Annotated in this window: 16 protein-coding genes and 1 tRNA gene; 10 read left to right on the plus strand and 7 right to left on the minus strand. The window is 72.1% G+C overall.

All coding sequences use genetic code 11. The annotated features are described in order from the left end of the window. Positions 1-103: 103 nt before the first annotated feature. Positions 104-895, minus strand: a complete 792-nt coding sequence (locus H299_RS36830; RefSeq protein ID WP_051262945.1) for a hypothetical protein — start codon at positions 893-895, stop codon at positions 104-106. Between the two features lie 47 nt (positions 896-942). Between H299_RS36830 and H299_RS0128840 the strand changes: the two genes are divergently transcribed. Next, positions 943-1131, plus strand: a complete 189-nt coding sequence (locus tag H299_RS0128840) for a DUF5703 family protein (RefSeq protein ID WP_027751257.1) — start codon at positions 943-945, stop codon at positions 1129-1131. Between the two features lie 130 nt (positions 1132-1261). On the opposite strand, the gene H299_RS0128845 is transcribed toward H299_RS0128840, so the two are convergent. From H299_RS0128845 to H299_RS0128855, 3 genes are all read right to left on the minus strand, one after another. Continuing rightward, on the minus strand, positions 1262-1783 hold the full coding sequence (locus H299_RS0128845; RefSeq protein ID WP_027751258.1) for a chaplin family protein: 522 nt from the start codon (positions 1781-1783) through the stop codon (positions 1262-1264). A gap of 154 nt (positions 1784-1937) precedes the next feature. Then, the gene (gene chpH, locus H299_RS0128850; RefSeq protein WP_027751259.1) at positions 1938-2171 is read right to left on the minus strand and encodes a chaplin ChpH; all 234 of its coding nucleotides are present in this window, start codon (positions 2169-2171) and stop codon (positions 1938-1940) included. A gap of 195 nt (positions 2172-2366) precedes the next feature. After that, positions 2367-3698, minus strand: coding sequence for a M20/M25/M40 family metallo-hydrolase (locus H299_RS0128855; RefSeq protein ID WP_027751260.1), 1332 nt, complete (start codon positions 3696-3698; stop codon positions 2367-2369). A gap of 135 nt (positions 3699-3833) precedes the next feature. Between H299_RS0128855 and H299_RS0128860 the strand changes: the two genes are divergently transcribed. From H299_RS0128860 to H299_RS0128885, 6 genes are all read left to right on the plus strand, one after another. Beyond that, positions 3834-3918: transfer RNA gene (locus H299_RS0128860), tRNA-Leu, on the plus strand. A gap of 378 nt (positions 3919-4296) precedes the next feature. Beyond that, positions 4297-6540, plus strand: coding sequence for an MMPL family transporter (locus tag H299_RS0128865; protein ID WP_027751261.1), 2244 nt, complete (start codon positions 4297-4299; stop codon positions 6538-6540). A 7-nt stretch (positions 6541-6547) separates the two neighbouring features. After that, positions 6548-7903, plus strand: a complete 1356-nt coding sequence (locus H299_RS36835; protein WP_037761296.1) for a histidine kinase — start codon at positions 6548-6550, stop codon at positions 7901-7903. Next, the gene (locus tag H299_RS0128875; RefSeq protein ID WP_027751262.1) at positions 7900-8592 is read left to right on the plus strand and encodes a response regulator transcription factor; all 693 of its coding nucleotides are present in this window, start codon (positions 7900-7902) and stop codon (positions 8590-8592) included. Before H299_RS36835 ends, H299_RS0128875 begins: the two co-directional genes overlap by 4 nt. A 362-nt stretch (positions 8593-8954) precedes the next feature. Continuing rightward, positions 8955-9845 (plus strand): SDR family oxidoreductase, encoded by an 891-nt coding sequence (locus H299_RS0128880; protein WP_027751263.1) that lies wholly within the window; start codon positions 8955-8957, stop codon positions 9843-9845. A gap of 159 nt (positions 9846-10004) precedes the next feature. Continuing rightward, positions 10005-10421, plus strand: a complete 417-nt coding sequence (locus tag H299_RS0128885; RefSeq protein ID WP_027751264.1) for a CBS domain-containing protein — start codon at positions 10005-10007, stop codon at positions 10419-10421. 24 nt (positions 10422-10445) lie between these two features. Here the strand turns inward: H299_RS0128885 and H299_RS0128890 are convergent, their stop codons facing one another. Then, complete coding sequence (locus tag H299_RS0128890; RefSeq protein ID WP_486587470.1) at positions 10446-11240, minus strand: RluA family pseudouridine synthase; 795 nt, start codon at positions 11238-11240, stop codon at positions 10446-10448. A gap of 52 nt (positions 11241-11292) precedes the next feature. After that, positions 11293-11787 carry a TrmH family RNA methyltransferase gene (locus H299_RS0128895; protein ID WP_486587471.1) on the minus strand — a complete coding sequence of 165 codons (495 nt, stop codon included), beginning with the start codon at positions 11785-11787 and terminating at the stop codon, positions 11293-11295. Between the two features lie 90 nt (positions 11788-11877). Here H299_RS0128895 and H299_RS40740 point away from each other — a divergent pair, with 90 nt between their 5' ends. After that, the gene (locus H299_RS40740) at positions 11878-12003 is read left to right on the plus strand and encodes a hypothetical protein (RefSeq protein ID WP_486587472.1); all 126 of its coding nucleotides are present in this window, start codon (positions 11878-11880) and stop codon (positions 12001-12003) included. A gap of 67 nt (positions 12004-12070) precedes the next feature. Here H299_RS40740 and H299_RS0128905 read toward each other — a convergent pair whose 3' ends face one another. Further along, entirely contained in the window at positions 12071-13024 is a 954-nt protein-coding gene (locus H299_RS0128905) for an NADP-dependent oxidoreductase (protein ID WP_027751267.1), read from the minus strand. A gap of 69 nt (positions 13025-13093) precedes the next feature. Between H299_RS0128905 and H299_RS0128910 the strand changes: the two genes are divergently transcribed. Together H299_RS0128910 and H299_RS36840 are read left to right on the plus strand one after the other, a co-directional pair. Further along, positions 13094-14098: a helix-turn-helix domain-containing protein gene (locus H299_RS0128910; RefSeq protein ID WP_027751268.1), complete on the plus strand. Its 1005-nt coding sequence runs from the start codon at positions 13094-13096 to the stop codon at positions 14096-14098. Between the two features lie 282 nt (positions 14099-14380). Beyond that, positions 14381-15640 (plus strand): cytochrome P450, encoded by a 1260-nt coding sequence (locus tag H299_RS36840; RefSeq protein WP_051262946.1) that lies wholly within the window; start codon positions 14381-14383, stop codon positions 15638-15640. The last annotated feature ends 1002 nt before the right edge of the window (positions 15641-16642 follow it).

The raw sequence follows: 16642 nt of genomic DNA on the forward strand, positions 1-16642 counted from the left end.
GAGGGCTCCCAGAACGCAGCGAGACGGGACCTCCCCAGGCCAGGCGCCATGTGCCGGGCACGAGGCAGGGGGTGTCGCCGGGGAGTGCCGTCACAGGCGCTCCCTAGACCCTGGCGTCGCCGTCCGCCTCATCCGTCTCGTCCTCCGGGTCCTCGCCGTCCTCCGGGTCCTCGTCGAGGTCCGGGTCGGCTCGGGTGACCGCGACGGCGCCGCGGTCCGGGCCGAGGTCGAGTTCGACGTCGTCCCCGTCGAAGACGGTGCTGACGTCGAAGCGGCAGATGACGCGCTCGGGGTCGGCCTGGTCGAAGGGCGCGGCGAGCCACTCCCCCGGTTCCGCCGGCTGGGCCCCGGCCGAGACCCAGAGCGTGGCGTCGCCCTCCTCCAGCCCGAACTCCTTGTGCCGGGTGGCGATCTCGTCCGGTTCGTACTCCCCGAAGAGCACCCCGAGGGCGGCGTGCACGCTCCGGCCCGCCGAGCCGCCGGCGAAGCCGTCGTCCTCGTCCGCCGAGTCGGGGTCGAGGTCGGTCACCCGCTGCGCCTGGGAGAGCAGCCGGTGCGGCTCGGTGACGGTGTAGTCCCGCCGCACGAAGACCGTCAGCGCCCTCGGTTCGTCCGGACCGGTGTAGTCCGGCATGGTGTCACCCCCCGGGATCTCGAACGGGGTGACCTCGTCGTACGCCTCGTACAGCAGCTCGTCGTACGCCTCACCGGCGGCGGCCAGCTCGTCGAACGCGGCGTAGACGGCGGCGTCCCCGTCACCGCCGGGAGCGTCCCCGGATTCGCCGGCTTCACCGGCGCGCCGCTCCACGGCCTCCAGGTGCCGGTCCAGGGCGGCTTTGACAGCCTCGGCGGCAGCGCGTACGTCGGCAGCGGAAGGCTGCGCAGCATCAGACATAGTGCAGACGCTATCCGCAGTCGGGCCCTGCCCGCACAATAGATGAGATGCCGGAATATGAATTTCGCGATCTGTACGTCCCGCGCGGGGTGTCCCGCGGGGCTGCCACGCGGTTGCTGACCGACCATGCCGAGTACGGGCACTGGGAGTTGGACCGCACCCGCCTCTACCCCGACGGCAGCCGCCGGGTACGGCTGCGCCGCCGGATCATCCGTCAGGTACGCGCGACCTGGTGAGCGTTCCGTGTGTGCGCCGGGGCCCTCGGTGACCGGGGGACGGCGGCCGGACAGCACGGAGCGGGCCCCGCCTCGCGGGACCCGCTGCGTGCTGTGCCGGTGAGCCCGGCCCGCTCCTTCGGCCGGCTGCTCAGCCCTGGCGCGAGACGCGGGCGCGGCGGTAGAGCACCGTGCCGCCGATCAGCAGGCCGGCGCCGAGCGACAGCCCGAGGCCCAGGTCCTTGCCGCCGCCGGTTTCGGCGAGTTCGGCCTCCACCTTGGGCTCGGCCACGGTCTGCGGCTCGGGCTGAGGCGGAGCCTTGACGTGCTCCTTGGGCTGCTCCTGCGGCTTCGGCTTCGCGGCCGGCGCCTCCGGCTTCTCGGCCTTGGGCTTCTCAGCCTTCGGCTTCTCCGTCTTCGGCGCGGGCTTCGAGACGTTGGCGCACTCGTTGCCGAACGTCGGGTTGAGCACTCCGACCACGTCTACGGTGTTGCCGCACGCGTTCACCGGGATGTGCACCGGCACCTGGGCGGTGTTTCCGGACAGCACGCCCGGCGAGTGTGCCGAGCCGCCCTCGGCACCCGAGTCGGCGAACGCCGAGCCGCCCGACAGCGCCAGCACTCCGCCGGCCGCGGCCACGGTGAGCAGGCCCTTCTTGGTGACCTGTCGCATGGTTTGTTCCCTGCCTTCATTCCTTGTGAATTTCGAGCGAGGGCCGGCGGACTCGCCGTCACACCTGCTCGCCCAGGGGCCGAGCGGCCCCGAGTACGTGAGACGCACTCCGGGGCCGTCGGCACTGCCCCCCTCACGGGGGTGATACGCAATGTCAGGCGTTGACGCAGACGTTGCCGAACGTGGGGTTCAGCACTCCGATCACCGAGACGGTGTTGCCGCAGGCGTTCACGGGCACGTGAACCGGAGCCTGCACGACGTTGCCCGACAGCACGCCCGGGGAGTGCACAGCGGCACCCTGGGCCCCGGAGTCGGCAGCAGCCATGCCGGCACCGGCGAGCAGCAGTCCGCCGGCGGCAGCCGCGGTGGCGACGACCTTCTTGATCATTATTCCTCCTCGTTGGCAATGCGATCCCAGACCGCGGATCGCATCACCTGTAACGAGGACGAGGTAATCCGGCTACGAGTGGACAGGCGCATTCACTCTTCCTGACTACTGCCGGACATGCGCCCGATTATGTGAGGGTCGGATCAGTGCAGGTCAACGCAGGTCAAGGGCGAACAGCAAGAGACAGGGAACCGGTCAGCACTGGTCGAGGAAGCGGTCCAGCACCCGTACACCGAACGTGAGCCCGTCCACCGGTACCCGCTCGTCCACGCCGTGGAACATCCCCGCGAAGTCCAGCTCGGGGGGAAGTTTCAGCGGCGCGAAGCCGAAGCAGCGGATGCCCAGGTCGTCGAAGGACTTGGCGTCCGTCCCGCCGGAGAGCATGTACGGCACCGCGCGGGCCACCGGGTCCTCGGCCAGCAGCGAGGACCGCATCGCCTCCACCAGCGCGCCGTCGAAGCTGGTCTCCATGGCCTTGTCCGCGTGCACGTCCTCGCGCCGCACGCGCGGGCCCAGCACCCGGTCCAGGTCGGCGAGGAACTCCTCCTCGTACCCGGGCAGGAAGCGCCCGTCGACGTGGGCGGTGGCCTGGCCGGGGATGACGTTGACCTTGTAGCCCGCGCCGAGCTGGGTGGGGGCGGCGGTGTTGTGCAGCGTCGCGCCGATGATCTTCGCGATGCCGCCGAGCTTGGCGAGCGTCTCCTCCATGTCCTCCGGGTCCAGCTCGGTGCCGAGCGCGTCGGACAGCTCGTCCAGGAAGGACCGCACGGTCTTGGTCACGCGGACGGGGAACTCGTGGCGCCCCAGCCGCCCGACCGCCTCGCACAGCTCGGTGATGGCGTTGTCCTTGTTCGTCATCGAGCCGTGCCCGGCGGTGCCGTCGACGGTGAGCCGCATCCAGTGCATGCCCTTCTGGGCGGACTCGATCAGGTAGAGCCGCAGGTTCTCGTTGACCGTGAAGGAGAAGCCGCCGACCTCGCCGATGGCCTCGGTGACGCCCTCGAAGAGCCCGGGGTGGTTGTCCACCAGGTGCCGCGCGCCGTAGATGCCGCCCGCCTCTTCGTCCCCGAGGAAGGCCAGCACGACGTCCCGCGGCGGTTTGCGGCCGGTGCGCAGCCGCTCGCGGACGACGGCGAGGGTCATCGCGTCCATGTCCTTCATGTCGACCGCGCCCCGGCCCCACACGCAGCCGTCGGCGATCTCGCCGGAGAAGGGGTGGTAGGTCCAGTCCTCGGCGTTCGCGGGCACCACGTCGGTGTGCCCGTGGATGAGCAGCGCCGGGCGCGAAGGGTCCTCGCCCTCGATCCGCGCGACGGTGGAGGCGCGGCCGGGGTGCGACTCGAAGATCTGCGGCTCCAGGCCCACCTCGGCGAGCTTCTCGGCCACGTACTCGGCGGCGGCCCGCTCGCCGGTCGACTCGTTGCCGCCGTAGTTGCTGGTGTCGATGCGGATCAGGTCCCGGCAGAGGTCGACGACCTCGTCCTCACCTGTGGGGTGCGTCTTCGGGCTCGGGCTCGGCTGGCTCACGCTGCCTCCTCGTGTGGCGGGAGTGCCATCCTCCCGCTTCCTGACGCGCGCGCCCAAGGCGGGTGATCGACCACCGCTTCGCCGGTGCTAAAGTTGACCCCGTCACGACGGCGCTGCGCCGCGTGATGACCACTCGTCCGGGTGGCGGAATGGCAGACGCGCTAGCTTGAGGTGCTAGTGCCCTTTACAGGGCGTGGGGGTTCAAGTCCCCCCTCGGACACAGACGTATTTCCCCTTGTGCGGGCCGAGGCAAGCCTCGGCCCGCACAAGCTGTTTCCGGGCGCGGACCGGCGTGCGCCCCGGGTTCCGGTGCCCCTCGTCCTGCGGCGGTGCCGCTGGGGCGCATCCGGCGCTCGTGCTAACCCCTCTGCGCACGTCGGCCAGGAGGATGCCGCGTCCGGACCCGGGCCGCTCCGGACCCGGCCCGCTCGCGTGCTCTGGTGCGCCGGCACCAGAAGGGGCGGGCGGCTGGTCCGGGCGCACCAGGTGAAGTCGGCAGCGGGGGACGATGCCCCGCGGGGCGCCGGCAGGAAGTGTGGAAGGCGCGTGATGCACGCGCCTTCCCTCTTTTCCTAGCGGTGTCTGGAGTGATCGACAAGTGGCGACTTCTCTCTACCGGATCGGACGGTGGGCCTTCCGGCGCCGCCGGCTGGTGGCCGGTCTCTGGCTGGGTGCCCTGGTGCTGGCCGTGGTCGCCGCCGCCGTGGCGCCCGCCGGGGAGGAAGAGGACCTCTCGATGCCCGGGACCGAGTCGCAGGAGGCGTTCGACCTGCTGGACGAGCGCTTCCCGCAGAGCAACTCCCAGGGCGCCGAGGCCCGCCTGGTCTTCCAGGCGCCGGACGGGCAGCGGGTGACGGCCCAGGAGCACAAGGCGGCCGTCGAGGACTCGCTCGGCTCGCTGGACGGGGGCGAGCAGGTCGCGTCGGCCACGGACCCCTACGAGACGGGGGCCGTCAGCGAGGACGGCACGATCGCCTACTCCACGGTCACCTACACCGCGGACGCCGTCGACCTGACCGGGCCGGCCAAGAGCGCCCTGGAGGACGCCGCGAAAGCGGCCCGGGACGCGGGGCTGACCGTGGAGATCGGCGGCTCGGCCCTGGAGTCGGAGGAGGAACCGGGCGGTACGACGGAGATCATCGGCGTGGCGGTGGCCGCGGTGGTGCTGATCGTCGCCCTCGGGTCGCTGGTCGCGGCCGGGCTCTCACTGCTGACCGCCGTCGTGGGCGTGGCCATCGCCTTCGGCCTGGTCTCCGCGCTGGCCGTGCCGCTGGGCCTGTCGTCCACCGTCGCCATCCTGGCGCTGATGCTGGGGCTGGCGGTCGGCATCGACTACGCGCTCTTCATCACCTCCCGCTTCCGCGACGAGCGCGCCCGGGGATGCGAGCCGGAAGAGGCCGCCGGCCGGGCGGTCGGCACGGCCGGGTCCGCCGTCGTCTTCGCGGGCGCGACCGTCTTCATCGCGCTGGCCGGGCTGGGGGTCGTCGGTATCCCCGAACTCACCAGGATGGGCATGGGCGGCGCCGGGGCCGTGGCCCTTGCCGTACTCGTCGCACTGACCCTGGTCCCCGCGCTGTTCGGCTTCTTCGGCCGCCGGGTCCTCTCCCGCCGTGTCCGCAAGGCCGCCCGCGCGGCGGGCCCGGGCCCCCATCCGGTGCCCGCCGCGGCCGGCCGCGGTGGACTGGGCACGCGCTGGGCGCGGTTCGTGCTGCGTCGGCCGGTGCCCGTGCTGATGGTCGCCGGACTGGGCCTGGGCGCCGTCGCCCTGCCGGCGCTGAGCCTCGAACTCGGGCTGCCCGGGGACGAGTCCAAGCCGGTGGAGACCACCGAGCGCCGCGCCTACGACCTGCTGTCGGAAGGCTTCGGCCCCGGCTTCAACGGCCCGCTGACCGTGGTCGTGGACACCTCGGGGTCCGCGGACGCCCGCGCCGCCACGGACGCGGCCGTAAGGACGGTACGGAAGGTGGAGGGGGTCGAGTCGGTCGGTGATCCGGTGCTCAGCCGGAACAAGGACACGGCCGTGATCACCGCAGTCCCGCGGAGCGCGCCGAACAGCGGCGAGACCAAGGACCTGGTGCACTCGATCCGGGACGCGGTCTCCGGCGTCGAGGCCGGCACGGGCGCCGGAATCCTGGTGACCGGCACCACCGCGATGAACATCGACATCTCCGAGGCCATGTCCGACGCCCTCCTCCCCTACCTGACGGTGGTCATCGGCCTGGCGGTGCTCCTGCTGACGGTGGTCTTCCGCTCGGTCCTGGTCCCGGTCAAGGCCGCGCTCGGCTTCCTGCTGTCGGTGGGTGCCGCCTTCGGCGTCCTCGTCGCCGTCTTCCAGTGGGGCTGGGCGGCGGACCTGCTGGGCATCGAGCAGACCGGGCCGGTCATGTCGCTGATGCCGATCCTCGTCATCGGCATCGTGTTCGGCCTCGCCATGGACTACGAGGTCTTCCTCCTCACCCGGATGCGGGAGGCGTACGTCCGCGGCGCGTCGCCCGGCGAGGCGATCGTCACCGGCTTCCGGCACAGCGGACGCGTGGTGGCCGCGGCGGCGGTCATCATGATCAGCGTGTTCGCCGGATTCATCGGGATGAGCAGCCCCACCATCCAGACGATGGGCGTCGGCCTGGCCGCCGCCGTCGCCTTCGACGCCTTCGTGGTCCGGATGGCGATCGTGCCCGCGGTCCTGGCGCTGCTGGGCCGCCGAGCCTGGTGGCTGCCTCGTATCCTCGAGCGTGTGATCCCGAACGTGGATGTCGAGGGTGAGGCGCTGGAGGGGCATGTGCCGGCCCAGGCGACGGGGCCGGACGCGGCGGCGCGGCGGCTCCCCGCCGGCCGGGCCTGAGGCGGCCGTGGCAGGCACCGGCGGCGGCCCGCGGGCACGCGGCACGTGGTGGCGGGAGGGAGCGGTCACGGCGACGGCGTTCGCGCTGTGCCTGCTCGGCGGCATGCTTCAGGACGACGGCAGGACGCTGGCGGCGCCGCCCGCCGCCGCCTACGTCATCGCCGTGGTGTCGTGCGCCGTGCTGCCGGTGCGGCACCGGGCGCCCCTGGCCGCCCTGGCGGTCACGACGGCGAGTGCCGTGCTGGTGCCGCTGCTGGGTCTCCTGCTGAGCCCCTTGGTGGTGGCGCCCGCGGTGATCAGCGCCTACTCGCTCACCGTGCGCACCCGGCGGCACGCGGCGAGCGCGGTGACGCTCACCTCCGTGGCGCTGCTGGTCGCCTTCACCCCCTTGCTGGGCGCCCTCTCGTGGAAGGACGCGAGCAGGATGGGCGCGGTGGCGGCGTTCCCGCTGGTGGCCGGTGTGCTCGGGCACTCGGTGCAGAACCGGCGGGCCTACCTGGCGGCCGTGGAGGAGCGGGCCCGGCGGGCCGAGAAGAGCCGGGAGGGCGAGGCGCGCCGGAGGGTGGCCGAGGAGCGGGTGCGCATCGCCCGGGAACTGCACGACCTGGTGGCCCATCAGATCACCCTGGCCAACGCGCAGGCCACGGTCGCCGCCCACCTCTTCGACACCCGCCCGGAGCAGACCCGCAAGAGTCTGCGGGAGCTTGTCGAGACCACCAGCGGCGCGCTCGACGAACTGCGGGCCACGGTCGGGCTGCTGCGCCAGTCCGGGGACGCCGGCGCGCCGGCGGAACCGGCGCCCGGGCTGGCCCGGCTGCCCACGCTCCTCGAGTCCTTCCGCCGCGCGGGCCTGGAGGTGTCCGTACACCAGGAGGGCACGGTCAGGCCGCTGCCGCCGGGGGTGGACCTGACCGCCTACCGCATCGTCCAGGAGGCTCTGACCAACGTGGCCAAGCACGCCGGTACCGGCAGCGCCCGGGTGTCCCTCGCATGGGGCCGCGACCGTGTGACCGTGGCCGTCGCCGACGACGGCCGGGACGGGGGCGGAGGCGGAGGCGCCCGTACGGGTCCGGGCGCGCCGCCGGAGCGTGCGCCGGGCTATGGTCTGATCGGAATGCGTGAACGTGCCACCGCGGCCGGGGGAACCCTCTCGGCGGGCCGGCGCCCGGAGGGAGGCTTCCTCGTCTCCACCCAGCTGCCCCTGCCGCCCGCCAGGGACACGGCGCGGGCGGCTGACGGAGCAACGGGCGACGAGAAGCGGATGGCTGACGGAGCAACAGGCGAGGCGGCGGAGGGAAGCGCCGCGAGCGGCGGCGCGGCGGACTGCGGCACCGCGGGCACCGACGCCGGGGGTGCGCCGTGACACTGCGGGTGCTGCTGGCCGACGACCAGGCTCTGCTGCGCGGCGCCTTCCGGCTGCTGCTCGACAGCGCCGACGACATCACCGTGGTCGGCGAGGCCGCAGACGGCAGGGAGGCGGTGAGGCTCACCCGGGAGCTGCGTCCGGACGTGGTGATCATGGACATCCGGATGCCCGAGGTGGACGGTCTCACCGCCACGTCGGAGATCTGCGCGGACCCGGACCTGCGTGCCAGCCGCATCCTGATCCTCACCACGTACGAGACCGACAGTCACGTCGCTCAGGCGCTGCGCGCCGGGGCGGGCGGCTTCATCGGCAAGGGCATCGGGGCCGAGGACCTGCTGGACGCCGTGCGGACGATCGGCGGCGGCGACACGCTGCTCTCCCCTGCCGCGACCCGCTCCCTCGTCGCCCGTTTCCTGGCCACGCCGGACGAGGCCCCGCTCCACCAGCCCGAGCGGCTGGCCGTGCTCACCCCGCGCGAACGCGAGATGGTGGCCCTGGTCGCGACCGGCCTGTCCAACCAGGAGATCGCCGAGCGGATGTTCCTCAGCCCCTTCACCGTCCGCGCCCACGTGCAGCGCGCCATGACGAAGCTGGACGCCCGCGACCGGGCGCAGCTGGTCGTCATCGCCTACCGGACGGGCCTGGCCCAGGCCTTCCCGGACGGCGGCCCCGACCGCCTGCCGTAGGCCGCGGCTTCGGGGCGGACCCGGGCAGCGTGAGGGCCGAGTGGGCCGGTCGCGCAGCCTGGCGTCGCGCTGTTCCAGGGCGCGCGCGGTGGTGGGGGAGAGCGTGGCGGCCCCCGTACCGACCAGGGCTGGTTCATGGTGACGAACTCGCGCATGCCGCGTTCGTACGCGGCGTGTCCTTCTGTGGACCGCAGACACCGTGGCCGGGGCGGCCGTGCACGGCCGCCCCGGCCGTAGATACCGCGCAGGCCGGAGCCTCGCCTTCTACGTTGCGCTCTCAGAGAGTGAAGCCGGATTCGCCGCTCCCGTTCCGGGAACAGATGACTGCCCGCCTTTCATCGACAGTCGGCAGGAGGTACCTCATGACTCACGACAAGCGGAAGCCCCAGGACCCGGTGAGCAAGCATCCGCAACCCGAGTTCCCCCAGCAGGACCAGACGCACCCGGGCTGGACCGGGCCGATGGACCCGCCGCCGGACCACGGCGAGGACTCCTACGAGGGCCACGGGCTGCTCACCGACCGCAAAGCACTGATCACGGGCGGCGACTCCGGCATCGGCCGGGCCGTCGCCCTGGCCTACGCGCGCGAAGGCGCCGACGTCCTGTTCAGCCATCTGGAGGCGGAAAAGGAGGACGCGCGGGAGACGGTGCGACTGGTCGAGGAGGCGGGGCGGGAGGCGGTCGCTGTCGCGTGCGACATCCGCGAGGAGGCGCAGTGCCAGGAACTCGTCCGGCGGACCGTCGCGGAGTTCGGCCGCATCGATCTCCTCGTCAACAACGCGGCATACCAGATGTCCCAGCCCGACGGCATCAGCGCCATCTCCACCGAGCAGTTCGACCGGGTCGTGCGCACCAATCTCTACGCCATGTTCTGGCTCTGCAAGGCGGCGCTGCCGTTCATCCCCCGGGGCGGCAGCATCATCAACTCCGCCTCCGTACAGGCGTACAAGCCCAGCCCGCACCTGCTCGACTACGCGATGACCAAAGGCGCCATCGTCACCTTCACGCAGGGGCTCGCGCAGATGGTGGCCGGGGACGGCATCCGGGTCAACGCCGTGGCACCCGGCCCGGTCTGGACGCCGCTGATCCCCGCGACGCTCCCGGACACGGCCGAGTTCGGCAAGCAGTCTCCCCTCGGCCGGCCCGCCCAGCCCGCCGAGATGGCCCCCTGCTACGTCTTCCTCGCCTCACCCCAGGCCGGCTACATCACGGCCGAGGTCGTCAATGCCACCGGCGGCACGCCCCTTCCCTGACGCGGGCGCCGCCTCAGTCCCGCACGCCCGCCCACCCGTGTGTACGAGCGGGAAGCTGTGGTACCCGGGCGAGGACTTCCAGAACTCCGCGGACGGTAGGAGCTGCTCACCCGGGGGCTCCGCCGGCCCGTCTGCACATGTCCAGGAGGGATGACCACCATGACCACCGCACGCGACATCATGAGCGGCGGCGCCCAGTGCGTCCGCACCGACGAGAGCGCCGCCGACGCCGCCCGGATGATGAAGGAGCTGGATGTCGGAGCGCTCCCCATCTGCGGGCGTGACAACAAGCTCAAGGGTGTGGTCACCGACCGCGACCTGGTCGTCAAGGTCCTCGGCGCCGGACGCGACCCCGCCGAGATGCCCGCGGGCAGCCTCAACCAGGCCGAGGCCGTCACCATCGGCGCCGACGACAGCGCGGAAGAGGTGCTGGCGACCATGACCCAGCACCAGGTCCGCCGGCTGCCCGTCATCGACGGGGACCAGCTCGTCGGCATGGTCGCCGTCGCCGACGTCGCCCGCACCCTCCCCCACCCCGAGACAGGACAACTCCTCGAAGCCCTCTCCGCTTCCTGACGCCGCTCGGCGGTGGGAGCGGTGCTACGGGGTGAGGAGTCGGGCGCCCTCGCTCAGCAGGCGGGCGGTCGCCTCGGCGGGGAGGGAGGGGGCCAGCGGCTGCCAGAATCCGTCGTCCGGGTCCGCCGTCACGTCCACCCGGCCGCCGTCGCCCCAGGAGGCGTCGAAACCGAGTCGCCAGGAGTGCAGATGGGTCCGCAGGCCCGCCGCCTCGGCTGCTTTGTCGAAGAGGGGGTCGCCCAGGATCGGGTGGCCGATCCAGGCGAGATGCACGCGGATCTGGTGGCGCCGTCCGGTGACCGGCCGAGCCAGGAGCACGGAGTGTTCGCCGTCGCTCCACAGCGTCCAGAAGCGAGTAATCGACGGGTAGTTCTTGGCGCTCAGAATATCATCCTCAGCGACCCACCAGCGGCTTTCCCGGGCATCGTTCCGAATGGCCTCGCGCGGTGCGGCGATTCGCACCCTGTTCTTACGGCCGACGCTGAGCGGCAGGTCGATCACGCCGTACTCGGGGAGCCCGGCGGTCTTTGTCACCACCAGATACGCCTTGTCGGCGGTCCGCTTGTTGAACTGCCGGGTCAGCCCTCCGTGCGCGGCCAGTTCCTTTGCGAAGAGGACGACACCGGAGGTGACCTTGTCCACCCGGTGTGCCGGAAAGAGCCGCTCCCCCGCTTCTTCGGCCAACTCGACGATATCGGTACCGTGGCGCTCACCCATCACGGAGATACCGGCCGGCTTGTCCAGCACCAGGATCGCCTCGTTCTCCAGGAGAACCGAGGCGTCGCGGATTTCCCGCCAACTGGGCAGTGTCATCTTCATGTCTCTCGTCGTTTCAGGCGTCGCGCTGAGGCCCGTCGCTCGGCCGAGGGGTTCAGCCGTGCGGATACTGCTTGCAGTACTCGTACATCGCCATCGCCGTGGCGGTCGCGACGTTGTAGCTGTGCGGCATGCCCCACACGGGGATCTCGACACAGTCGTCGACGAATTTCAGCTCTTCCTCGGTGAGGCCCAGCCGCTCGTTCCCGATCGCCAGTACCGTCTTTCGCGGAAAGGCGAATTCGTGCAGGTTGTGCGAATTGGTCGTCTGCTCCAGACCGATCACCCGGTATCCGCTGAGGCCGAGTTCCTTGAGTACGGGCGGAAGCGTGCGGCGTGCCTTCACCTCGACATGGTCAGTGCTGTCGCGTGCGACACGGGAGTCGACTTTCCCGTTTCCGCAGGCGAATACCGTCTCGACCCCGCAGCAACCCGCAGTTCGCACGATAGTTGACAAATTGACACGGCTGCGCAGAGGAGCGCAAGCGAGCACCAACTCGCGCTCCCTTTCCAGTGTCGACGGTGGCCGATGTCTAAGGTGATCAAACATGGCAGTTTAGTGTACAGGTAGTCTCCGGCGCCCCATTCCCGGTCAGCGGCGTCCACCACGCACGGGAACGGCCCGGCGAGCATCGTGCCCATGACCTCACGGACCCACCTCACCGCGGCCGCGTCCGGCACCCGGAAGCTCGGCGACCGGGAAGTCCACCGGACCCCGGCCGCCTGGTGGCCGGGGTCGCCGGGGCCGGGCACTGTCCCCAGCTGACGCACCCGGCCGAGGTCGCCCGCCAACTGGGCTCCGCCGCCCCGGCCGGCGGCTGACCCGCCGCGGCTCAGCGCACCTCGAGCACCAGCTTGCCGGCGGTGCGGCCGGTCTCGCCCAGCGCGTGCGCCTCGGCCGCCGCAGCCAGCGGGAAGGTCTGGGCGATCACCGGGCGCAGCCGCCCGTCGGCGGCGAGGCCCGCGATCGCGTTCATCCCGGCGTGGTCGGCCTCGACGATCATCACCTCCGCCCGTACGCCGAGCCGCTCGGCCGCCGCCGCGAGCTGCGGCTGCCCGCTCGGGAGGATGGAGACGAGGATGCCTCCGGGGCGCAACGTACTGAGTGAGCGGGTGCGGTAGTCGTCGCCGCCGATGGTGTCCAGCACGACGTCCACCTCACCGGCGGCCTCGGCGAAGTCGGTCTCCCGGTAGTCGATCAGCTCATCGGCCCCCAGGTCGCGCAGCACCTCGTGCTTGCCCTCACTGGCGGTGCCGATGACGTACGCGCCGCGTGCCTTGGCGATCTGCACAGCCAGATGGCCGACTCCGCCCGCCGCCGCGTGGATGAGCACGCGCTGCCCGGTCCGCACCCCGGCGGTGTCCACCAGCGCCTGCCAGGCGGTCAGCGCCGCCAGCGGCAGCGCCCCGGCCCCCACGTGGTCGATCCCGGACGGTTTGCGCGCGAACGACCGGGCGGGTGCTGTGACGTACTCGGCGTGCGCGCCCGCGCCGTACGGGTAGGGCAGCATGCCGAACACCTCGTCGCCCGGCCGGAAGAGCGCCACCCCGGGCCCGGTCGCCTCGACCACCCCGGAGACGTCCCAGCCGAGCACGAACGGCGGCTCTCCGAGGAAGTGTCCCCCTGCCCGGTGCTTCCAGTCCGTCGGGTTGAGCCCTGCCGCGTGCACGCGGACCAGCAACTGGCTCACCAGCGGCTCCGGGCGCGGCAGCGCCACCTCCTTGAGCACCTCGGGTCCGCCGAGGACGTCCTGACTGATCGCACGCATCGTGTTCGTTGTGGTCATGGACCCACAGTGCCGCCGTCCGGCGGGGAGGAAAATGGCATGATGGTCAATATTCGATAGGATCGTGCCATGCCTCGTGCCATGTCCCGTGCCGCACATCGTGTGGTCGTCCTCGCTCTCGACGGCGTGTATCCCTTCGAGTTGGGGATTCCCGAGCGGATCTTCGGCTCCGCGGGCGGCCGGTACGAGATCCTCACCTGTTCGGCCGACGGCCGTCCCGTGCCCACCCACTCCGACTTCTCGATCACCGTCGCGCACGGCCCGGAGGCGCTCCGCACGGCCGGCACCGTGGTGATTCCGCCGTTCGGCCCGTCCCTGCTGAGCCGGGAGCTGCCCGGGGCGGTGGCCGCCGCGCTCGCGGCCGTCCCGCGCGGCACCCGCATCGTTTCCATCTGCACGGGTGCTTTCGTGCTCGCGGCGGCCGGTCTGCTGGACGGCCGCCGGGCCACCACGCACTGGGAACTGGCCGGGCTCTTCGGGCGCCTCTTCCCGCAGGTGGCGCTCGATCCGAGCGTGCTCTTCGTCGACGACGACGGGGTGCTCACCTCGGCCGGGGCGGCCTCGGGTGTGGACGTGTGCCTGCACGTCGTACGCGAGGACCACGGCAGCGAGGTCGCCAACAAGGTGGCACGGCAGTGCGTGGTGCCGCCCTGGCGGGAGGGCGGCCAGGCGCAGTACATCGAACAGCCGATGCCCGACCCGGGCGTGAGCGGCACCGCCGCCACCCGGCAGTGGGCGCTGGAGCACCTCCAGCTGCCGCTGACGCTGGCCGACCTGGCCGGTCACGCGCACACGAGCGTGCGGACGTTCGCCCGCCGGTTCGGCGAGGAGGTGGGCGAGAGCCCCGGGCGGTGGTTGATCCGGCAGCGCGTCGCCCGGGCGCGGCAGCTGCTGGAGTCCAGCGATCTGCCGGTGGACCAGATCGCGGGGCAGGTGGGGTTCGCGACCGCGGCGTCCCTGCGGCAGCACCTGCACGCCGCGATCGGCGTCTCGCCGCTGGCCTACCGCCGCACCTTCCGCGCCACGGTGCGCGCGGGTGACGGCTCCCCGGGGCGGTCCGCTCGCCGTGTCTGAGCGCTGGCGCCGTCCGCCCGCAGGGCGGGACGTGCGGCGTCCGGTGCGCCGCGCCCGCTTCGCCCGCTCCGTCCCGGCTCGATCTCCCGGCCCCAGGGCCGAGGCATGGCCCCCACCAGAGTGCGGCCGCCGGGGAGTGTCCGGCAGGCCGCGCTCCGTGCCGTGCGACCGGGCGCCCCCCTGTGCCCCGGCGGAGGACGGCGGCCGTATGGACCCGGCGGCGCGCGGTTCCTACCGTGAGGCCGGTCAGTGGGAACCGCCGCGAGCCAGCCGGGAGAGGCCATGTCCACGGTCCGAGAAGCACCCGACATCCTCTCCCCCCGGTTCGCGGCGGACCCTTACGCCGGCTACCGCATCCTGCGGGACGACTTCCCGCTGCTGTGGCACGAGGCCACCGCCAGCTACCTCGTCTCCCGCTACGAGGATGTCCGGCGCGCCTTCCGCGACGACGTCTTCACGACCCGCAACTACGACTGGCAGCTCGAGCCGGTGCACGGGCGCACCCTGATCCAGCTGAGCGGGCGCGAACACGCCGTGCGCCGGGCGCTGGTGGCGCCCGCCTTCCGGGGGCGGATGCTGGAGGAGAAGTTCCTCCCGGTCATCGCGCGCAACGCCCGTGAGCTGATCGATCCGATACGCGAGCGCGGTACGGCGGACCTGGTCGGCGACTTCGCCACCCGCTTCCCCATCAACGTCATCGTCGACCTGCTGGGCCTGGACAAGGGCGAACACGCCCGCTTCCACAGGTGGTACACGGCGATCGTGGCGTTCTTCAGCAACCTCGCCCAGGACCCCGAGGTCGTCGCGGCCGGCCACCGCACGCGCGACGAGCTGGCCGCGTACATGATCCCGGTCATCCGGGAGCGCCGGGAGAACCCGGGGGACGATCTCCTGTCCACCCTCTGCGCGGCCGAGATCGACGGCACCAGGATGAGCGACGAGGACATCAAGGCGTTCGTCAGCATCCTGTTCGCCGCAGGGGGCGAGACCACCGACAAGGCCGTCTCGGGCCTGTTCGGCAACCTGCTGGCCCATCCCGACCAGCTGGCCGCCGTACGGGAGGACCGCACGCTGCTCGCGCAGGCGCTCGCGGAGACCCTGCGCTACACGCCCCCGGTCCACATGATCATGCGGGAGACCGCCGAGGACGTGGAGCTGTCCGGCGGGGTGATTCCGGCGGGTTCCACCGTCAACTGCCTGATCGGGGCGGCCAACCGGGACGAGCGGCGCTTTCGCGACCCGGAGGTGTTCGACATCTTCCGCGGCGACCTGCCGACCCGCTCGGCCTTCACCGCCGCCGCCGACCACCTCGCCTTCGCGCTGGGGCGGCACTTCTGCGTCGGCGCCCTGCTGGCCAAGGCGGAGGTCGAGATCGGCGCCAACCAACTGCTGGACGCCATGCCGGACCTCAGCCTCCGGGGCGGGGGTGTCCCCGCCGAGCAGGGCCTCTTCACCCGGGGCCTGCACTCGCTGCCGGTGCGCTTCACCCCCGTGGCGCCGGGCACCCCGGACGCCTCTGCGGCACCGGCCGCCCGGCCCTGAGGCGCCGGGCCGCTCCCCGGCGGACACGGGCGTGCGCGGGGGGTCGGGGGCTCTTTCCGTGCACAGGGTGAACGACGGAAAACCTGGGAGCGCTCTCACTTTGATGAAGTGCCTCCAGGCGGCCCGGCGGCCGTACGCGGAAAGGCGGGCGCCGCCCGGCCGGCGAACAGGAATGGGAGGCCGGGATTACCGCGGCGGATTCCTGCCGCGCGTCCCGGAGGCGGCGGAAATCCACTGCAGAACTCTGGGACTACCATGGTAGGTTGGAGACGCGATACTCCATTTACACGGCCCCTGAATCAGAATCCGGGTTGGTGGCGGCGCGGCGAACCGTTTCCGCTCGGCCGTGCAACCGCGGAATCACCGCAGTCGGACAGGGGCGCGGGCTTTCGCTTCTTACCGCAATTGCGGTAAGCGTCGGGAAGTGAGCGCACTCTCCCGGGCGCCGCGCATCACGGTGTGCACGCTCTGCCCGGAATCGACCTGAACACCCTTACGTGACCGCAACCGTAAGCCTTAGGGTCACTACACGAAGTCACCAGTGCCTCACGTGGGGCGCGTTCAAGGGGGGTTGTCCGTGTACCGCAGAAGACCGACCGCGCGCGTCGTCGCTTTACCGTCGGCCTGCTCGCGAGCCGGCCGGCGCCCCAGCATTTCCGCCCTCGCCGCCGGAGAACTCCCACAGCCGTCGGCCGGCACCGGTCGGCGGCTGACGCGTTCGGGGGCCGCCCGGGCGGAGTGGCTGCAGCCCTGTCGCCACCGCACCGGGCGCTCGCTCGACGGCTGAGCGGACCGCACTCCGCAACCCGTACCGCAGCCCCCGCACCGCAGCACCGCGACCCACCGCGACCCGCCCGCGCAGCCCGCATGACTGCCCCGACGCACGACCCCAGCGCCCGACACCACCCCCACATCACCGCCCCGCACGGCCACCACGCCGCGCCACGCCACCGCGCCGTCGGCGTCTCCTCGCGGAGCGCCGCCGCCCACCGCGGTCGTCCG

Source organism: Streptomyces sp. CNH287 (assembly GCF_000424825.1).